The sequence below is a fragment of the Nonomuraea monospora genome (genome assembly GCF_039531895.1).
Classification (GTDB): domain Bacteria; phylum Actinomycetota; class Actinomycetes; order Streptosporangiales; family Streptosporangiaceae; genus Nonomuraea; species Nonomuraea monospora.
This window is the reverse complement of the sequence record NZ_BAAAQX010000047.1, coordinates 71,789-87,980: the sequence shown is the minus strand read 5'-3', so window position 1 is coordinate 87,980 and position 16,192 is coordinate 71,789. Positions and strand designations below refer to the sequence as shown.

Annotated in this window: 17 protein-coding genes and 1 pseudogene; 10 read left to right on the top strand and 8 right to left on the bottom strand. The window is 68.9% G+C overall.

Annotation, left to right across the window (positions count from 1 at the left end; all coding sequences use genetic code 11):
* Window positions 1–46: 46 nt before the first annotated feature.
* From ABD331_RS52570 to ABD331_RS52555, 4 genes are all read left to right on the top strand, one after another.
* Window positions 47–1,459: a hypothetical protein gene (locus ABD331_RS52570; RefSeq protein WP_344493662.1), complete on the top strand. Its 1,413-nt coding sequence runs from the start codon at window positions 47–49 to the stop codon at window positions 1,457–1,459.
* A 598-nt stretch (window positions 1,460–2,057) separates the two neighbouring features.
* Window positions 2,058–3,206 carry a tyrosine-type recombinase/integrase gene (locus ABD331_RS52565; RefSeq protein ID WP_344493660.1) on the top strand — a complete coding sequence of 383 codons (1,149 nt, stop codon included), beginning with the start codon at window positions 2,058–2,060 and terminating at the stop codon, window positions 3,204–3,206.
* A complete protein-coding gene (locus tag ABD331_RS52560; RefSeq protein ID WP_344493658.1) occupies window positions 3,203–5,323 on the top strand; it encodes a tyrosine-type recombinase/integrase in 2,121 nt (706 codons plus the stop codon). The genes ABD331_RS52565 and ABD331_RS52560 overlap by 4 nt, the downstream gene beginning before the upstream one ends.
* A 210-nt stretch (window positions 5,324–5,533) precedes the next feature.
* A complete protein-coding gene (locus ABD331_RS52555) occupies window positions 5,534–5,788 on the top strand; it encodes a hypothetical protein (RefSeq protein ID WP_344493656.1) in 255 nt (84 codons plus the stop codon).
* On the opposite strand, the pseudogene ABD331_RS52550 reads toward ABD331_RS52555, so the two are convergent.
* Window positions 5,785–6,267 (bottom strand): annotated as a pseudogene (locus ABD331_RS52550) (phosphotransferase); the annotation flags it as partial. The gene ABD331_RS52555 and the pseudogene ABD331_RS52550 sit on opposite strands and share 4 nt — an antisense overlap.
* A gap of 228 nt (window positions 6,268–6,495) precedes the next feature.
* Between ABD331_RS52550 and ABD331_RS52545 the strand changes: the two are divergent.
* Both ABD331_RS52545 and ABD331_RS52540 read left to right on the top strand, forming a co-directional pair.
* A complete protein-coding gene (locus ABD331_RS52545) occupies window positions 6,496–7,041 on the top strand; it encodes a GNAT family N-acetyltransferase (protein WP_344493654.1) in 546 nt (181 codons plus the stop codon).
* A gap of 85 nt (window positions 7,042–7,126) precedes the next feature.
* Entirely contained in the window at window positions 7,127–8,356 is a 1,230-nt protein-coding gene (locus ABD331_RS52540; RefSeq protein ID WP_344493652.1) for an FAD-dependent oxidoreductase, read from the top strand.
* A 148-nt stretch (window positions 8,357–8,504) separates the two neighbouring features.
* Here the strand turns inward: ABD331_RS52540 and ABD331_RS52535 are convergent, their stop codons facing one another.
* Complete coding sequence (locus ABD331_RS52535; protein WP_344493650.1) at window positions 8,505–8,963, bottom strand: flavodoxin family protein; 459 nt, start codon at window positions 8,961–8,963, stop codon at window positions 8,505–8,507.
* A 224-nt stretch (window positions 8,964–9,187) separates the two neighbouring features.
* Between ABD331_RS52535 and ABD331_RS52530 the strand changes: the two genes are divergently transcribed.
* On the top strand, window positions 9,188–9,763 hold the full coding sequence (locus ABD331_RS52530) for a GrpB family protein (protein WP_344493648.1): 576 nt from the start codon (window positions 9,188–9,190) through the stop codon (window positions 9,761–9,763).
* On the opposite strand, the gene ABD331_RS52525 is transcribed toward ABD331_RS52530, so the two are convergent.
* Complete coding sequence (locus tag ABD331_RS52525; RefSeq protein WP_344493646.1) at window positions 9,760–10,671, bottom strand: SDR family oxidoreductase; 912 nt, start codon at window positions 10,669–10,671, stop codon at window positions 9,760–9,762. The two genes, ABD331_RS52530 and ABD331_RS52525, sit on opposite strands and share 4 nt — an antisense overlap.
* A gap of 130 nt (window positions 10,672–10,801) precedes the next feature.
* Between ABD331_RS52525 and ABD331_RS52520 the strand changes: the two genes are divergently transcribed.
* Complete coding sequence (locus ABD331_RS52520) at window positions 10,802–11,758, top strand: DUF418 domain-containing protein (RefSeq protein ID WP_344493644.1); 957 nt, start codon at window positions 10,802–10,804, stop codon at window positions 11,756–11,758.
* Here the strand turns inward: ABD331_RS52520 and ABD331_RS52515 are convergent.
* Window positions 11,719–11,997: a hypothetical protein gene (locus ABD331_RS52515; protein WP_344493642.1), complete on the bottom strand. Its 279-nt coding sequence runs from the start codon at window positions 11,995–11,997 to the stop codon at window positions 11,719–11,721. The genes ABD331_RS52520 and ABD331_RS52515 overlap by 40 nt on opposite strands.
* 63 nt (window positions 11,998–12,060) lie before the next feature.
* Window positions 12,061–12,819 carry a class I SAM-dependent methyltransferase gene (locus tag ABD331_RS52510; protein ID WP_344493640.1) on the bottom strand — a complete coding sequence of 253 codons (759 nt, stop codon included), beginning with the start codon at window positions 12,817–12,819 and terminating at the stop codon, window positions 12,061–12,063.
* 72 nt (window positions 12,820–12,891) lie between these two features.
* Here ABD331_RS52510 and ABD331_RS52505 point away from each other — a divergent pair, with 72 nt between their 5' ends.
* Complete coding sequence (locus tag ABD331_RS52505; RefSeq protein ID WP_344493638.1) at window positions 12,892–13,461, top strand: CGNR zinc finger domain-containing protein; 570 nt, start codon at window positions 12,892–12,894, stop codon at window positions 13,459–13,461.
* A 46-nt stretch (window positions 13,462–13,507) separates the two neighbouring features.
* On the opposite strand, the gene ABD331_RS52500 is transcribed toward ABD331_RS52505, so the two are convergent.
* Complete coding sequence (locus ABD331_RS52500; protein ID WP_344493636.1) at window positions 13,508–14,455, bottom strand: D-2-hydroxyacid dehydrogenase family protein; 948 nt, start codon at window positions 14,453–14,455, stop codon at window positions 13,508–13,510.
* Between the two features lie 145 nt (window positions 14,456–14,600).
* Between ABD331_RS52500 and ABD331_RS52495 the strand changes: the two genes are divergently transcribed.
* Entirely contained in the window at window positions 14,601–15,074 is a 474-nt protein-coding gene (locus ABD331_RS52495; protein ID WP_344493634.1) for a CHRD domain-containing protein, read from the top strand.
* 214 nt (window positions 15,075–15,288) lie between these two features.
* Here the strand turns inward: ABD331_RS52495 and ABD331_RS61185 are convergent, their stop codons facing one another.
* The gene (locus ABD331_RS61185) at window positions 15,289–15,654 is read right to left on the bottom strand and encodes a ClpX C4-type zinc finger protein (RefSeq protein WP_425566260.1); all 366 of its coding nucleotides are present in this window, start codon (window positions 15,652–15,654) and stop codon (window positions 15,289–15,291) included.
* A gap of 18 nt (window positions 15,655–15,672) precedes the next feature.
* Entirely contained in the window at window positions 15,673–16,032 is a 360-nt protein-coding gene (locus ABD331_RS52485) for a hypothetical protein (protein ID WP_344493632.1), read from the bottom strand.
* Window positions 16,033–16,192 lie beyond the last annotated feature (160 nt).

Sequence of the window (16,192 nt, the reverse complement as noted above, 5' to 3'; positions counted from 1 at the left end):
ACCGGTTGGGCTGATCACCATCATGGTCGGGAGAATTGCCGCCTGCGTGAACTCCGAGTCGCAGTGCATGATGATCTGCGTGGGGGTGACCGGGAACGCGATGGCGGCGGACGCGTTGGGCGCGTTGCTGGACCGTTCGCTCGTGCAGATGGCGGAGGCTTCGGCGGACGCCAGAACCTACGATCGTCGAACCATTCACGCGGTTTCCGATGTCTGGGACAACAACACCTTTCCCTTGTTCCGCGCATTTGCCGCCCGTACGTCGTGGGGCCGTGAGCGGCGGGCACGTGCCACCTTGGCGTGGATGGCCGCGCTCGGTGGGGAACGGCGGACGTGGATGGTGGAGCAGGCGGCGATCGCCGGGTACGACTTGGAGTCGTTGCTGTCGGTGCCGGTTACTCACCAGCGTGATCACCGACGGATCGTCAGAGCGCCTCTGGGGGCGCTGACGGCGGAGGTTGCTGCGGAGATCGGCGTCGACTACGACCTGGCCGCCGCCGAGGTTCGCTCGCTGGTGCTGGAACGGATCGGCGCCCGGTTGACGGGCACCCTGGTCGTGGCCGTCCGACGCTGGCATGCCTCTGAACGGCCTGCCGAATTACGGATCTGGCTCGACGAGGTGACCGATGCGCACTTTGATTCCCGTGACTCATCTGGGATCACCATGGATTGCGGGACGGGTCAGATAGCGATCGGTGTGGGCGGACGCGGATTGCTGTGTGCGGCTGATGCCACCGTCCATCTCGATGATCTGTCCGCGGCTGGCCGGGTGCGCGACGTGCGAACTTCGACCAGCCTCCGGACGACGTCTCGTCGGACGCGGCCGCGACGGCGACAGGAGCCGCTGGAGGACGGTGCGTTGGCTGCTGCGACGATCCTGCATCAGGCGATGCTGGAGATCCGCATGGTGCGCTACGCCCACCTTGCCGGTCAGATCCCGGTCCGGTCGTTGTGCCTGGCGTTTGCCGGCGCGGGAGAGTCCATCCTCGCTGCGAGCAGGCATCGCCGGGCGAGCATGCGTGAGGAGGCGTTCCGGCGGCTGGTTGACGACTGGGTTCGAAAGGGAGGGCCTGATTTGGCTCCCTGGTTTGCGGGCCAGCTCGCCAGCCCTGGTTGTGGCACGAATCGAGAGTGGGTGAACTCGTTGAGTTTCCAGCCGGGGGGAGGGGCGAAGTCCGATTTGCCGGTGGAGGCTGAGCTGCGGCTGGCGGAATTTACGCGGTGTGAACATCCGCGCGCCGGCTCGGCTCTGGTCCTGTTGGCCGTGCCGCCTCGTCCCCAGGCTGGGCGGGATGAAGTCTGGGGGCTGTGCGGCTTGAAGCTTGAGAGTCCTCAGCTTTTCCAGGTGAGTAGCGTCGCATTTCACGGCGCCACTGAGCCGCACCTGATGGGGCGTTCCCTCAGGTTGAGTGGCGGCGGCCTCATCATGTCCGCCGACGAAGCCGAGACGCGGGGGTAGGAGCCCGGGCTCGGCTTAGACGTTCACGTCATAGCGGTACCAACGGCGCGGGTCCTCGTTCTCGTACAGCCACAATGTCTCATCTCTGCCGATCTTTCCCTGAGCCCAGCCGGTCGGAGGGCCGAGCAGTGCGGGACCGGGGTGAAGCCCTGGGCGGGGTCGGCGATCAGGGCGGCGAGGCGGCCGCGCGGTGGTCGATGGTCGAGGCCAGGCGCCCGTGCTCGGGATAGCGGTCGGGGAGTCACCTTGCTGAGGTCACGTCCTCTTCGACTGTGGGAGCGACTCGGATGCTCACGTTCGCCAGGTGGCGTGCTGGGTCTCGAAGAGTTGCTCTCCGCTCTGGGGCCTTTGGTCGAGGGCTACGAGTGGCGGTTGACGATCGACTGGCTGATCGGCGAGGTCGAGGTGCTTGAAGGGGTGTGGCTGTCGACAAGCCAGGTTCTGCGGTTGTTCGCGTCCGGTCCACAGCTTGTGGATGGTGAGGTAGAGAGACTCGGGGGCATGTTGTTACATGGACACCTGATGTCCCACAGACCTCACTGGCAGCACGACGTAGCCGGTGCAGCCTCCGGGTGGGACGTCGATCCTGGAGGTGTCGATGCGCGTACGGCAACAGCACCTGGATGGCGGAAAGCTCCGGGTCGAGTTACTCAGCGATGAGGGCGAACCCGTCGAGGTGGTCTCGGGCTTCCTTCGGTTCCTCGCGGCCCGCGACTGTTCACCCAACACCCTCATCGCGTATGCCTACGACCTGCGTCACCTCTGGCGGTTCTTCGCACGCCAGGGGCTGACCTGGACAGAGTTCTCCGCGCCCGATTCGATCGCGTTGCTGGAGTACCTGCGGGCAGTGCCCTCGCGGCGGCCACGACAACGGATGACGCTGACCGTCGCAACCGTGGACGCGGACGGACCCGGCACGAAGCTCGCTGCGACCACTGTGAACCGGATCCTGGCCGCGGTGTCCTCCTTCTACGAGTACGCCATCGTGTCGGGGCTTCTGGAAGGTGTGAACCCGATCGAGAAGCGTCCTGACCCGGCATTGCAGCGGGTGCCGCAGCGGCATCAGCCGTTCATGGGCAGGGCCAGCCGGCAACGGCCGATCCGTCGCGTCGTCCGCGTGAAGACCGTTCAGAAAGTTCCCCGACCGCTGGATGAAGCCCAGGTCATCGCACTGCTGGGGCAGTTGCGCACCTTGCGGGACCGAGCGATCGTCTTACTCATGCTGCAGGGCGGGCTGCGCCCCGGCGAAGTGCTGGGCCTGCACCTGGACGACATCGCCTACGGCCGCCGCCAGGTGACCGTTCGGCACCGAGACGACCACCCCAAGGGTGCGCGGTCCAAGTCCCGAACCGAACGAGTCGTTGACCTCCACGAACCGGAGACACTGGCGACCATCAGCGCCTATGTGATGAGCGAGCGGCCCTCCGACGCCGACCTTCCGCTGGTGTTCCTGATCGGCGGCCGTGGCAAGCGCCGCCACGAGGCCTTGAGCTATGACGGCCTGGTGCGGATGTTCTCCCGCGCCTGCACCCGAGCCGAAATCCGCGAACCATGGGTGACACCGCACGCCTGCCGCCACACCCACGCCACGCGCATGTGGGACGGCGGGATGCGCGAGCTCACACTGCAGAAACGACTGGGCCACGCCTCCCCAGAATCCACCCGGATCTACACTCGCGTATCCGATCCGGCCGTCGTCGCCGAGTACAACCGCGCTCTCGGGCAGCGGAACGGGGGTGCTCGATGAGAGCCAAGCACGTCTCGGCAGCCGCGCTCGCGGCCAACGCCCCACAAGCGGTTGACTCCCGGTCTCCACGGCATTGTCCCGAAGACGAGTACGTCTCCTGGGTCCGCGGTCAGGACATCCACCCCACCTACCGCAACGCCAAACTGCGCCGCTACCGGCACTTCATGGTCGCCTGGCCGAAGATAAGTGATTGGTTCGCCGCACCGCTGGTGGAACGAGTTGGCCGGCTGCCCGGCGAGCCGCACAATGCGCCGTCCTACCCGATCTCGTTCCATGCCCGCCCCTACCTGCTGTTCCTCGCGCTGCGCGGCTACATCAGGCTGGACTACCCGTGGATGTTCGGAGCGCTTCAGCTGCGTGTCACCGACACGGCGAGCTGGCTGGGGATCGACCTGGGCATCTCGGCGTTGATCGAGGAGGCTACGGCACTCGGCTACAACCGGCAGTCGCTGACGCAGGCGATGAACTGGACGGTCGGCCGGATCGCACTGCGCACCGGCGTGCTGCATGTCGACGATCTGGTCGAGAACCACATCCTGGAGGCGCTGGAGGCTGTCCGACTGTTCAGCGAACGTCCCGACCTGCACTTCTTCTACCCCTCGGCGGAGCTCTATCGCGCCAACGCCTCCAAGCAATGGATCACGCACCTGCATCAACTCCAGGTCGTGCTGTTCCACCGCGGCCAGGTCGCCACCCAGCCCCGCAAGCACATGCCGTCATGGAAGCCTCCGATGGACATGCCGCCCACGATGATGGCCGCCGCCACCAAGTGGCTGGCAGCCCGCAGATTGACCGACGCCCCCTCGACGGTGGACAAACTGGAGCTGGCGCTACGGGTGTTCAGCGAATGGCTCGGCGGCAACCACCCCGAGATCACCACGTTCGCCGATGTCACACGCGATCACGTCCTGGCCTGGATCCAGCACATCACCGAAACCCCGACCATCAGAACTGGCAAGCCGTTGGGCGCCATGTCGCGAATCCAGCGGATCTCCGGGTTGTCACAGTTCTTCCGTGAGACTGCCGCCTGGCAATACGCCGATGTTCCTGGCCACGCCCTGATCGGCCCTGGCGACGCTCCCAAGTACTCCCAGCGGGTCCCACGGTTCATTCCGGACCACGAACTTGATCGGCTGATGCCGGTCATCAACGAGATGACCTGCCCATTCCAACGGGCCGCGCTGCTGGTCGCCCGCTGGTCGGGAGCCCGGCGGGACGAGATCCGAAGACTGCCGATCGACTGCCTCGACCGCTACCCCGACGGCACCGCTCGCCTGCGGTTGCCCGGCCGCAAGACTTATAAAGAACGCACGGTCCCGCTGCACGAGGATGCCGCCGAGGCACTCCAGAAAATCATCAACCTGCGCCAGGACGCCCCCGAACGGCCCTTCACCGACGAACGCACCGGCGAGCAGATCCGCTACCTGTTCATGCGGCACGGCAAGTTGCTGTCCACCTACTATCTATTCGAGACCTCGATCGACGACGCATGCCAGGCCGCCGGCCTCATCCGGCCGGGCGGCAAGAAGGACGGGCCAGGGGTTCGCGGCACAGTCTCTGCTCACAGGTTCCGGCACACGGTCGGCACCCAGCTGGCCGAGCGCGGCGCCAAGCTCCACACCATCATGAAGGTGCTCGGCCACTCGTCGGTGAACATGGCGCTGGTCTATGCCCAGATCAGCGACCAGGAAGTGCTTCGCGACTACAAGTCAGTCCTCGCTCCCGGTGCCGTCCTCGCGGGTCCTGCCGCCATGGACATCAAGTCCGGAACCCTGCCCGACGAAGCCGTCGACTGGCTCAAGACCAACTTCCTGAAAACCGAACTCGAACTCGGCCACTGCCTGCGACTTCCCGCCGAGGGCCCATGCGAGTGCGACCTCTACCTGACCTGCGCCAAATTCGTCACCACCCCGGACTACGCGCCGCGCTTGCGGGCACGGCTGGAGGTTGAGCAGCAGCTCGTCCAGGACGCCGACGATCGCGGCTGGACCCGCGAAGTGGAACGGCACACCGCCGTCGCTCGCCGTCTCACCGGCCTGCTCACCGACCTTGGCGAGACCGCCGATCCAGGGGACGGCGACTCTTCGAGAAGGTCTTCATGCACGTCGACGGACTGAGTGAACCCACCGCGTGCTCGGTGCGCAGCGCCGACGAAGGAGGCGGTGCGCGGCGATCGCCCCCGGCCTGGCAGGTGGGCACCGAAGTGATGGCGATCGGTCGGCGTGAGCAGGCCACAGCCCTTGACAGGGTCCATATAAGTCGATGTTCGTCTTCGGGCTTTCGACAGCCGTTCGTGGGCCTGGTAGAGGGTGGTCCAGAAGTCATGGATGGTGCGTGCTGAGTCCGGGGTGGACATGCCGGTCTGGGTGAGCAGGATGCCGACGAGCCCGTTGTGGGGGTCGGCGGCTGTGCGGCAGAACGACGTCCTGATCGCCGCGTCGCAGCGCGCGGCCGGGGTTCTCGGGACGGAGACGCCGGCCGGGGCGCGCTTCGGGGTGGCCGCCGAGTTCCTGCTCCTGGTGAACGCGTCACTCCGGCAGGTCATGGAGCAGTGGCAGCAGAGGCATCGCCGGGACGTCTAGGTCGTGGCCAGTGCCGATTCGATGCCGGGGACGCGTTCGTGCAGCCAGTCGCCGCCGCACTCGTACTCCCAGATGAGTGCCAGCAGGAGGTAGAGCAGTCGGTGGTTGGCGAGGTGGGCGGGGGCGTCGGCGGGGATGCCGTGGGGGAAGTACGCGTCGAGCATCGTCTGTGGGGAGCCGAGGTCCATTCTGGCCAGGTCGAGCCAGGGGGAGGCTGCGCCGCAGTCCGCCCAGTCGATGATTCCGGTGATGCGGGATCCGGACGACAGGACGTGGCGGGGGTGGAGGTCGCCGTGGACGAACACGCAGGGGTGGTCCCAGCGGGTGGCGTCCAGGAGGAGGTCGTGGCATCGGGTGTGGAGGGGTGGGGGGAGGATGTCGGCGACGCAGGCGAGTCGGTCTGCGAGGCGCGCGACCTGGTCGGGCCAGGTTCCGTCGCCGGTTCTGGGCGCTTCCTTGTAGAAGGCTGCTTGCTGTACGGGGAGGGAGTGGGCGGTGCGGCGGTCTTGAAGACGGCGCGTGTACCGGACTCGAGGGTGATGGCGGCGACCGTGTTGGCCGCGAACCCGGACAGAGGCTCATATCCCGTCACACGTTGGGACAGCAGGTGCTGGATCGCCTCACCGTCGATGGCGTGCTCCTCTCGCGCGAAGCCGGATGATCACTGGTGATTGTAGGATCACGGGCCTATGAGTCGAATGCCCACGTTGTCCGCCACCGAGATCCGTTCGGACCGGCTTCTGCTGCGGACGGCGTTGCGAGACACCGACCGTGAGGGGTTCGTCGAGTTCTCCACTGACCCCGAGGTCCAGGCCTACCTCGTCGGCCCCAGCCCGAGGAGCGAGGCTGAGCAGCGTTTCGACGTGGTGTTCGCGGCCGACCCGGCGCCCAGGCGCGGCAACTTCGTCATCGCCGACCTCGCGACGGACCGGTTTCTGGGGACGTTGATGCTTGCGGGCCGGGCGACCGACCGGCCGGGACATGTCGTTGAGGACGGTGAGGAGTTGGAGCTGGGGTATGTGTTGCGGCGCGACGCGTGGGGGGTGGGTTACGCGTTCGAGGCGGCGGCGGTGGTGTTGTGGGCGGCGGCCGGGGAGTTGCCTGATCAGCCGGTTGTGCTGGTGACGCAGAGTGCGAACGGGCGGTCCATGAAGCTGGCCGCGCGTCTCGGGTTCCGTCCTGTGAGGACGTTCGAGGCGTACGGCGCCGAGCAGACGCTCTGTGCTGCGCCCCTGGGTGCGTTCCGGGGGTGACGAAAGTCGGCGTGGTGTAGAGGTATCGGGTAGGTACTGTGCAAAGGGTCGTACGGGCGGGAATCGGCTTCTAGCGTCGCACGGTATGCAGACAGTGGATGTGCTGGTCGTGGGGGCGGGGCTGGCCGGGCTGCGGACCGCGCGGCTGCTCGCGGAGCGTGGCCTGAGGGTACTGGTCGTCGATCGCCGTAAGTCGGTGTCGGTGGGCGTACGGACGACCGGGATCTTCGTACGGCGTACGCTTGACGACTTCGACCTGCCGGAGCACCTGCTCGGGCCCGGTATCCGGGACGTGCTGCTGTATCCGCCGTCGCGGCGGTCGCCGGTCCGGCTCACCAGTGAGCGGGACGAGTTCCGGGTGGCGGACATGGGCGGGGTGTACGAGCACGCGCGCCGCGCGGCCGAGTCGGCAGGGGCGCGGGTGGTGATGGGGCGGCGGTATGCCGGGGTGTCGGTGGGGTCCCGGTCGCGTGGCGGGGTGTCGGTGGGGTCCCGGTCGCGTGGCGGGGTGGCGGCGCGGTTCGTGGGCGGGGAGCCGGTGCTGGCGCATTTCGTGGATGCGGAGCCGGTGGAGGCGCGGTTCGTCGTCGGGGCGGACGGGGCGCGGTCCCGGGTGGCTCGTGACCTCGGTCTCGACGTCAATCGGCGGTTTCTGATCGGGGCCGAGATCGTGCATCCGGTCGTGGCGGGGGCGGACGCTCCGGCGTTCCACTGCGTGCTGGATCCGCGGATCGCGCCGGGCTACCTGGGGTGGGTGGTCGATGACGGGCGGGAGGCGCATGTGGGGGTGGCGGGGTACGCGGGCGCGATGCGTGGGGGTGTGCGTCGGGCGCTGGACGCGTTCGTCGCGGACGCGCCCGGACATCCGGCTGCGGCCGGATGTCCGGGCGAGCGGCGGGGTGGGCCCATTCCGGTGGGCGGGGTGTTGCGGCGGCTGGCGTGTCCGGGCGGGCTGCTCGTCGGGGACGCGGCCGGGGCGGTGTCGCCGTTGACGGCCGGTGGGCTGGATCCCTGCCTGCGGATGGCCGAACTGGCGGCGGCGGTCGCGGCCACGTACCTGCGTACCGGTGATCAGCGGGTGTTGGGGCGGTATGACGGGGGTGCGATGCGGAGCAGGTTCCGGGGGAGGTTGGTGTTGCGGCGGGTGTTCGCGGGGGTTCGGTCGCCCGGTGCTGTGGAGGCCGCGTTCGGGGTGCTGCGCGGGCGGGCGGGGCGGGCGGCTGCGGCGCGGGTTCTGTTCGGGGATGGGTCGTTTCCCGATGTACGTGCGCGGCTCGCGGATCCGGCGATTCGCGAAGGCCTCATGCGGGGGTGAGCGAGGCGGGGGTCATACGGGGGCGAACGAGGTGGGGTCAAACGGGGGCGAACGAGGCGGGGGTCATGCGGGGGGTGGACGAGGCGGGGTCATGAGGGGGGCGAGGCGAGGTCAGGCGGGGGTGAGTGACGCGGCCAGGGTGGCGGGGTCAGGCGGGGCTGATCGTCGCGGCCAGGGTGGCGCCGAGTTCCCAGCAGGCGGCGAGGTCGTCCTTGGCGGGGGTGCCTGTCACCGTCACCGGCTGGTGGACGCGCTCCCAGCCGATCCCGGCGGCGATCGACTCCACCGCGCGGACCGCCCCCGTCGGGTCGTTGTTGCCGTGCACGTAGAGCGCGTACGGCAGGCGCTGCGTCTCCTCCAGGCACGGGTAGTAGACGGTGTCGAAGAAGTGCTTGAGCGCGCCGCTCATGTAGCCGATGTTGACCGGGGTGCCGAGGATGAGGCCGTCGCACTCGAAGACGTCGGTCGCGGTGGCGTGCAGGGCGGGGCGGGTGGTGACCTCGACGCCCTCGATCTCGTCGGTGGTGGCGCCCTGGCGTACGGACTCGAAGAGCTCGCGCAGCGCTGGTGAGGTGGTGTGGTGGACGATCAGCAGGCGGCGCGACACGGTGTGATCCTCTCACGGGCGCGCGGCATGTATGGGGGCAGGGCGAGGGGGCCGAGTAGCGAGGGGGATGGGGCGGCGCCGGAGGGGGCCGAAAGGTGGTGCGAGGGCCACTGAGAACGTGCGGCGCCGACGTGAAGCGTGCGCGGATCCGGCGTCGGAGGCCGCCGGCGGCGCGCGTGAATCAGAATCGACGGGAGGCGACGACTCACTCGGGAGAGCCGACAATGATCACGGTAGTCGAGTACGACCCCGCATGGCCCCACCGTTTCGAGGAACTGCGCAGGGAGTACGCCGCGGCGCTGGCCGCCGCCGGCGTACCGGTGATCGGCATCGAGCACGTGGGCAGCACGTCGGTCCCCGGCCTGGCCGCCAAGCCGATCATCGACTGCGACATCGTGGTGACCGAGCGGGAGGTGGAGGCCGCCGCGAACGTGCTGGTGGGCCTGGGCTTCGCGCCGCTGGGGGAGCTGGGGATCCCGCAGCGGTGGGCGTTCGAGGAGCCGGCGCGGCTGCCCAGGACCAACACGTACGTCGTCGTCGAAGGCTCGCTGTCGCTGAAGAACCATCGCGCGGTCAGGGACACCCTGCGCACGAATCGGGAGTTACGCGACCGGTACGCCGCGGTGAAGAGGCGGGTCGCCGAGACGGCCGATGATCCCGTCGCCTACGGGCGCGGGAAGGGGGCGGTGGTGCAGGCGATTCTCGCGGCGGCCGGTCTGACGGAGGCCGAACGGGCGTCGATCGCCGGTAATCCGGGGCTGGCCAAGGTGCCGGTCACGCAGCGGAACCATAAAAACTAGCGATAGCCGGTAGTGTCCGCGGGCTTGCCCGCGTCCTGCACCTCCACCAGGTACCGCCAGCAGTCCGGCTGCGACCCGTCCACGTCCGTGAACCCGTACTCGCGGGCCAGCCGCCCACCCGACACCGACTGCCCGCTCCACCGCATGACGTCGGGGTCCACGGCGAGCGCGGCGACGGCGCGCCCGACGTAACGGGGCGTCTCGGAGATCACGAAGTGCGGTTCGCGCGCGGCGGCGTCCCGCCAGTTGTCCTCGCGGACGCCGTAGTGGTCCAGCATCAGCTCCGACCGCAGCCACCCGGGCGTCAGGGTCACCGCCGCGCACCCGTACGCCCGCAGCTCATGGGCCTGCGCGAAGCCGAGCCTGATCACGGAGCTCTTGGCGTGGTCGTAGAAGAATGAGTCGCGGTAGTTGTCGTCGTTGTACTCCTTGGTTCCGTCGGTCATCTCCACGACGAGGCCGCCGGGCCGTCTGATCAGCAGGGGCAGCGCGTAGTGGCTGGTGATGATGTGGGTGTCGATGGCGAGCCTGAGCAGGCGCAGCCCGGCGTCGAGGTCGTGCTTCCACAGCGGCGTCTCCCACTGGACCAGCAGCTCGCCGCCCCAGATGTCGTTGACCAGCAGGTCGAGGCGGCCGTGGTCGCGGTCGATCCGGTCGACGAGGGCCCGCACCTGCTCGCGTTCCAGGTGATCGACCTGGACGGGGATGCCCACGCCGCCCGCCGCCGTCACCAGCTCGGCCGTCTCCTCGATGGTCTCGGGACGGTTGTACTCGGACGGGCTGCCGTGGGTGGTGCGGCCGGTCACGTACACGGTGGCGCCGGCGGCGCCCAGCTCGACGGCGATGCCGCGACCCGCGCCCCGCGTGCCCCCTGCCACCAGGGCGACCTTGTCCTTCAAGTTGTTCATGCGTGCAGACGCTAGGGCGAAAAGCCGACAGGGTCTGTCATGTTTTCCAGGAAAGAGGGGCCGAAAGTACTGCCACTGCCCCTGCTTACGGCTCATCCGGGCCCCCTGGCCCGCGTCCAAGGATGGGCGCATGAAATCCCGCATCGCCGCTCTCGACGTCCTGCGCGGTTTCGCGCTGTGCGGCATCCTCGTGGCCAACGTCAGGCCGATCGCGAACGTCGACGCGAAGGTGCTGAACCTCGCGGTCGGCGAGGCCTGGCCGGGTTATCTCGTGGACCAGCGCTTCTTCCCGATCTTCTCCCTGCTCTTCGGCGTGGGCTTCTCGCTCATGTTCCAGACCTCCGCCCCCCGCCTGGTGCTGCTGCGCCGCCTCCTGGCCCTGCTGGCCATCGGGCTGCTGCACATGATGCTTCTCTGGCGCGGCGACATCCTGACGATCTACGCCGTCGTCGGCCTGGCGGTGCTGCTGCCGTCCACGTGGTTGCCGCGCTGGGCGGTGGCGGTGCTCGCGGGCGTGCTGCTGGTGACGCCGCTGGCGTTCGGCAGCAACGGCGTGGTGCTGGTGCCGGCGCTGTTCCTGCTGGGCTCGCTGCTGACCAGGTACGGCGTCACGCAGCGGCTGGAGCGGATCACGTGGTGGCCGTGGACGCTGGCGTTCGCGGTGCTGGCGGTGCCGGCGGCGTGGGCGCAGAGCAACGACGTCCACAGCGCGTTCGCCGTCGCCGGGCTGCTCACGGCGGGCGCGTACGTGTGCGGCCTGCTGGCCCTGCTCGGGACGCCACTGCGCGCGGCCCTTCAGAAGGTGTTCGCACCGCTGGGCAGGATGGCGCTGACCAACTACCTGAGCGCCACCGTGCTGGTGCTGGTGATCGGCGCGCTGCTTGGCGGCGCCCCCGACACGTGGTCCGAGGGGACGGTGCTGCTGATCGCCGCGGGCATCCTCGTCGCGCAGCGCGTGTTCTCCGGCCTGTGGCTGCGGCGTTTCCGCTACGGGCCGGTCGAGTGGCTCTGGCGCTGGGCCACCTGGCTGCGGCGCCCGGCGATCACTTACAGCTCGCCCAGCTCGCCGAGGGGTTTGGTCCAGTAGTCGCGGTCGAAGGGCCTGCCCTCCGCGATGGCGTCGGTGTCGGAGATGGCGCGGTAGGGGTTGGCGGCGATGTGCACGATGTCGTTGAAGGTCCTGAACGCCTTGTCGTCGCCGGGTTGCATCGCACACGTGTGGATGCGGTCGTACCAGTACTTCTGCTCCTCCTCGATGCGGGGCAGGAGCTCGGCGCGGGTGAGGGTTCTGGCCTCCGCGATCGTCAGCCGCTCGAAGCTCGGCATGAGGTCATTGTGTCGCCCGTCGCCGGTGAGGTGAAGAGCGGTGGGCCAGAACCCGCGCGCGGCTCAGCCCCGTACGGCGCACAGCAGGCGGTTGTTGCCCCGCTGCCAGAGGGTGCCGATCTCGGCGAAGCCCGCCTCGCGCAGCGCGGTGACGTGGTGCGAGAGCAGGTGCGACTCGGAGCCGCGGTGGGCGGGGCCGGCCGTGGTGCGGGCGGCGTTCAGCTCGGCGAGGTCGGGGTCGGTCTCGATCGCGTCCCACCAGGTCCGCCAGTCCTCCGGCGGGTTCTGGCCGAAGACCCGCTCGGTCTCCAGCCGGTGCACCTCGTGCTCCAGCCGTGACAGCGCGGGGGTGGCGTCCTCGGTGTCCATGTGGTCGCCGTTGAGCAGCAGGCCGCCGGGCCGCAGCACGGTGGCCAGCTCGGCGTAGAGGTCCTTCAGCTCGGGCTCGGAGATCCAGTGCAGCGCCGTCGTGCTGACCGCGGCGTCGACGAGCCGGCCATCCAGGCCGAGCAGGCCGGTCCATCCGCTCGTCCGCAGGTCGGCCGAGACGAACGTGAGCCGCGGGTAGGCCGCGCGCCCCAGCCCGAGCAGCAGCGGGTCGGCGTCCACCGAGATCACCGTCGCCCCGGGGAGCCGTTCGAGCAGCCGCGCCGACAACGATCCAGGGCCGCAGCCGAGGTCCACCACCACGGGATCGGGCCGCCCCAGCGCCTGCACCGCGTCGATCAGCGCCGTGAACCTGGCCTCCCTGTCGGGCAGGTAACCCTCCTGCTGGCGGTCCCAGCGCGCGATCCACTCCGTTGCGGCCTCGTGGGTGAGCATGAAACGCCTCCTGTAACTGTCATCTAAGATTTGGACAGTCACAACGTAGAACATGAAGGTGTAACTGGTCAATTGGACTACAACAGTCACACGGACACCGTGATCAGAGTGGCGGTGTCACTCGTCAACGAGCTGACCCCCGGCGAGCGGCGCGGGCGGCCCTACGCCGTGCCGGCCGACACCGCCGCCGCGGCGGACGCCGGCCTGCGCGCCGTCTACGCCTCCCACCGCCAGATCACCGAGGCGGAGGGCGCCGAGCTGGCGCAGGTCGCCGCCCGGCTGCGCACGGTCTTCGCCGGGGTCGCGGCCGGCGACATCGACAGCGCGGCGACGGAGGTCAACGCGCTGCTGGAGGAGACGCACGCCAGGCCGATGCTCGAACGGCACGACGGCGAGCCCTGGCACCTGCACTTCCACGGCCGCGGCGGCACCATGGCCGGCGACTGGGCGGCGAGCTGCGCCACAGGGCTGGCGATCGTGCTGGGCAGCGAGTTCCACGACCGGCTGGGGGTGTGCACGGCCCCGCACTGCGACCGCGTCTACGTGGACGTCTCGCGCAACGGCACCCGCCGGTTCTGCTCCACGGCCTGCCAGAACCGCGTGAAGACGGCCGCCTTCAGAGCCAGGACGAGGCCGGAGTGAAGACGCTCAGGGACGAGCGTCGGGGTGAAGACGCTCAGGAACGAGGTCAGGGTGACAGCACGCGGATGGGGGCGCCGTCGATGAAGGCGTCGATGTCCTCGACGGCCTCGCGGAAGTAGGTGCCGTAGTTCAGCTCGGTCACGTAGCCGAGGTGCGGCGTGGCCAGCACGTTCGGCAGCGTGCGGAACTCGTGCCCCTCGGGCAGCGGCTCCAGGTCGAACACGTCGAGCCCGGCCCCGGCGATCCGCCCCGCGCGCAGCGCCGCGGCCAGCGCGTCCTGGTCCACGACGGCCGCCCGCGCCGTGTTGATCAGGTACGCCGTGGGCTTCATCAGCTCCAGCTCCCGCTTGCCGACGAGCCCCCGCGTCCGGTCGCCGAGCACCACGTGCACGGAGACGACGTCGGAGGCGGCCAGCAGCGCGTCGAGGTCGGGGGCCAGGCGGGCGCCGCAGGCGGCGGCCCGCTCCTCGGTGAGGTTCGCGCTCCACGCCACGACGTCCATGCCGAACGCCAGCCCGACCGCCGCCACCCCCGAGCCGATCTTGCCCAGGCCGATCAGCCCGAGCGTGCGGCCGTGCAGGTCGGTGCCGATCGTCTGCTGCCACGGCCCGCCCGCGCGCATGGCCGCGGACTCGGGCACCAGGTGGCGGGTCAGGCCGAGGATGAGCGCCCAGGTCAGCTCGACCGGCGGGGTGCTGATGCTGCCCGTGCCGCAGACGGTGACGCCGTGCTCGCGGGCCGCCGCCAGGTCGATGGAGGCGTTGCGCATGCCGGTGGTGACGAGCAGGCGCAGCTTGGGCAGCCGGTCGAACAGCTCGGCGGGGAACGGCGTGCGCTCCCGCATGGCGACCACGATCTCGTGGTCGTGGATCGCGGCCACGAGGTCGTCCTGGCGGCCGAAGTGCTCGCGGAAGCTCTCCGCCCGCACCCGCGACCAGTCGGCCAGACCGAGGGCCACGTCCTGATAATCGTCCAGCACGGCGCAGCGCAGCATGACTCCGGATCTTACGCCCGGGCCGGGCGGTAGCCGGAAAGGTGCCTTACCCGAGGGAGGTTTTCCCCTTACCCCCGCGAACCGCCCGTGCCGCGCAACCGTGGCGAAGGGTGTCCTGAAGTCCGATGGGAGAGGAATTCATCCCATGCGCAGACAGTTGGCAGCAGCCACCCTCGCCACCGCTGCCACCCTCACCACCCTGGTCGCGCTGCCGGCCTCGGCCGACGCGGCCTCCAGCGCGCAGCGCGTCAGGATGACCGGCAGGCAGGAGGTCCCGGGGCCGGGCGACCGCAACGGCTTCGGCACGTTCGCGTACGAGGTGAGCCGCGGGCGGTTGTGCTACGTCATCACCGCCCGCAAGATCAGGCCGGCCACCATGGCCCACATCCACCGTGGCAGGAAGGGGGTGGCCGGCCCGGTCGTCGTCACGCTCAAGGCACCGGCCAAGGGCTTCGCGCGCGACTGCGTCAAGGCCGTCCGGCACCAGAACGCCAAGAACGCGGCGACCACGCTCACGTTCAGGGAGCTGCGCGGCATCGCGAAGTGGCCGCACCGCTACTACGTCAACGTGCACAACAAGAAGTTCCCGGCCGGCGCCATCAGGGGCCAGCTCGGGTAAGGCCAACCCCCTGCTCCAGCTCCCCGGTGTGCCCCGGGGAGCTGGAGCCCGTTCAGTCGGCGGCCAGTCGCTCCGCCTCTTCGTGCAGCGCCTGGATCAGGATCAGCTCCAGGCGGAGCTGTTCGAGATCGGGCGCGACGCCGTCCAGGACGTGCATGATCGGGCCTCCCTGGAAGTTTAGGACGCCCCATATGCCACAGAGGTTCACAGCGCCTCAGGATTCGCTCCTGAACCGTTCCCACGCGGACTGCCGCGTCATGCCGAGGGCGGCGCCGATGCGCTCCCAGCTCACGTCCCGGGAGCGAACGTGAGCCACCCAGTCGCGTAGGTTGTCATCCACTTGTGCCTGTACGGTGGCGATTTTCGGGAGATGTTCGAGTATTTGTTCCACGGACATGGATTCCCAGGCGGGAAGCCTTGGTGCTGTTGAGGCGGCAAGCCGCTCCTGTTCTAGGATGTCGTTGCACAGGCCCACACATTCGTTACAAATGTGCACACCCGGCCCGGCAATAAGTTTGTTCACGTCTGTGCTCTTCTTATGACAGAAGGAGCAGTGGAGGTTCTCTTTCCAGTCAGGCATGGCCTGACAGTAGCCTCGTCAGGCTACCCCTGACAAGCCCGCCAGACGATCCCGGTCCATCTGCGCTCGCAGAATCTCCTGCCGCTCCTCGTTGATCCTGCGGGAGAGCAACAAGTACGCGCTGAGCACCTGCCCGTACCTCTCACGCGCCTGTTCGAGCTGGTCGCGCAGCAGGTACGCACGCTCCATGTCACCGTGTTGCTCGGCCTCGGCCAGCAGTGCGCGCGCCTCGCCCACGATCTCTTCGGCCCGCGCTCTCGTGCGGCGCAGCACTGCGGAGCATTCGTGCAGCTCCGTCAGGCGCGCCGAGGAGACGATGAACTCAGCAGTGTGCACGGCCGAGCCGTCGGCCGTGCCGCTGCGGAGATCCGATCCCATTTCCCGCCACCTCCCGGTCAAGGTTGCCTAACTGTAGACGCGCGACTCTCGCGCCAGGATCACTGGCGACTCCCGGTGGTGGCGTAATGAACCCCGCGGGGAAAAAACAGCTCCCGGGGAGGAAATACTCATCCCTGAATACCGTTCGGTGCCACTTTAT

What these genes read in the sequence shown, in the direction of transcription:
- ABD331_RS52565 (WP_344493660.1), top strand. Translation starts at nt 2,058, where the DNA reads ATGCGCGTACGGCAACAGCACCTGGATGGCGGAAAGCTCCGGGTCGAG.
- ABD331_RS52560 (WP_344493658.1), top strand. Translation starts at nt 3,203, where the DNA reads ATGAGAGCCAAGCACGTCTCGGCAGCCGCGCTCGCGGCCAACGCCCCA.
- ABD331_RS52555 (WP_344493656.1), top strand. Translation starts at nt 5,534, where the DNA reads ATGGTGCGTGCTGAGTCCGGGGTGGACATGCCGGTCTGGGTGAGCAGG.
- ABD331_RS52540 (WP_344493652.1), top strand. Translation starts at nt 7,127, where the DNA reads ATGCAGACAGTGGATGTGCTGGTCGTGGGGGCGGGGCTGGCCGGGCTG.
- ABD331_RS52530 (WP_344493648.1), top strand. Translation starts at nt 9,188, where the DNA reads ATGATCACGGTAGTCGAGTACGACCCCGCATGGCCCCACCGTTTCGAG.
- ABD331_RS52525 (WP_344493646.1), bottom strand. Translation starts at nt 10,671, where the DNA reads ATGAACAACTTGAAGGACAAGGTCGCCCTGGTGGCAGGGGGCACGCGG.
- ABD331_RS52520 (WP_344493644.1), top strand. Translation starts at nt 10,802, where the DNA reads ATGAAATCCCGCATCGCCGCTCTCGACGTCCTGCGCGGTTTCGCGCTG.
- ABD331_RS52515 (WP_344493642.1), bottom strand. Translation starts at nt 11,997, where the DNA reads ATGCCGAGCTTCGAGCGGCTGACGATCGCGGAGGCCAGAACCCTCACC.
- ABD331_RS52510 (WP_344493640.1), bottom strand. Translation starts at nt 12,819, where the DNA reads ATGCTCACCCACGAGGCCGCAACGGAGTGGATCGCGCGCTGGGACCGC.
- ABD331_RS52500 (WP_344493636.1), bottom strand. Translation starts at nt 14,455, where the DNA reads ATGCTGCGCTGCGCCGTGCTGGACGATTATCAGGACGTGGCCCTCGGT.
- ABD331_RS52495 (WP_344493634.1), top strand. Translation starts at nt 14,601, where the DNA reads ATGCGCAGACAGTTGGCAGCAGCCACCCTCGCCACCGCTGCCACCCTC.
- ABD331_RS61185 (WP_425566260.1), bottom strand. Translation starts at nt 15,654, where the DNA reads ATGCCTGACTGGAAAGAGAACCTCCACTGCTCCTTCTGTCATAAGAAG.
- ABD331_RS52485 (WP_344493632.1), bottom strand. Translation starts at nt 16,032, where the DNA reads ATGGGATCGGATCTCCGCAGCGGCACGGCCGACGGCTCGGCCGTGCAC.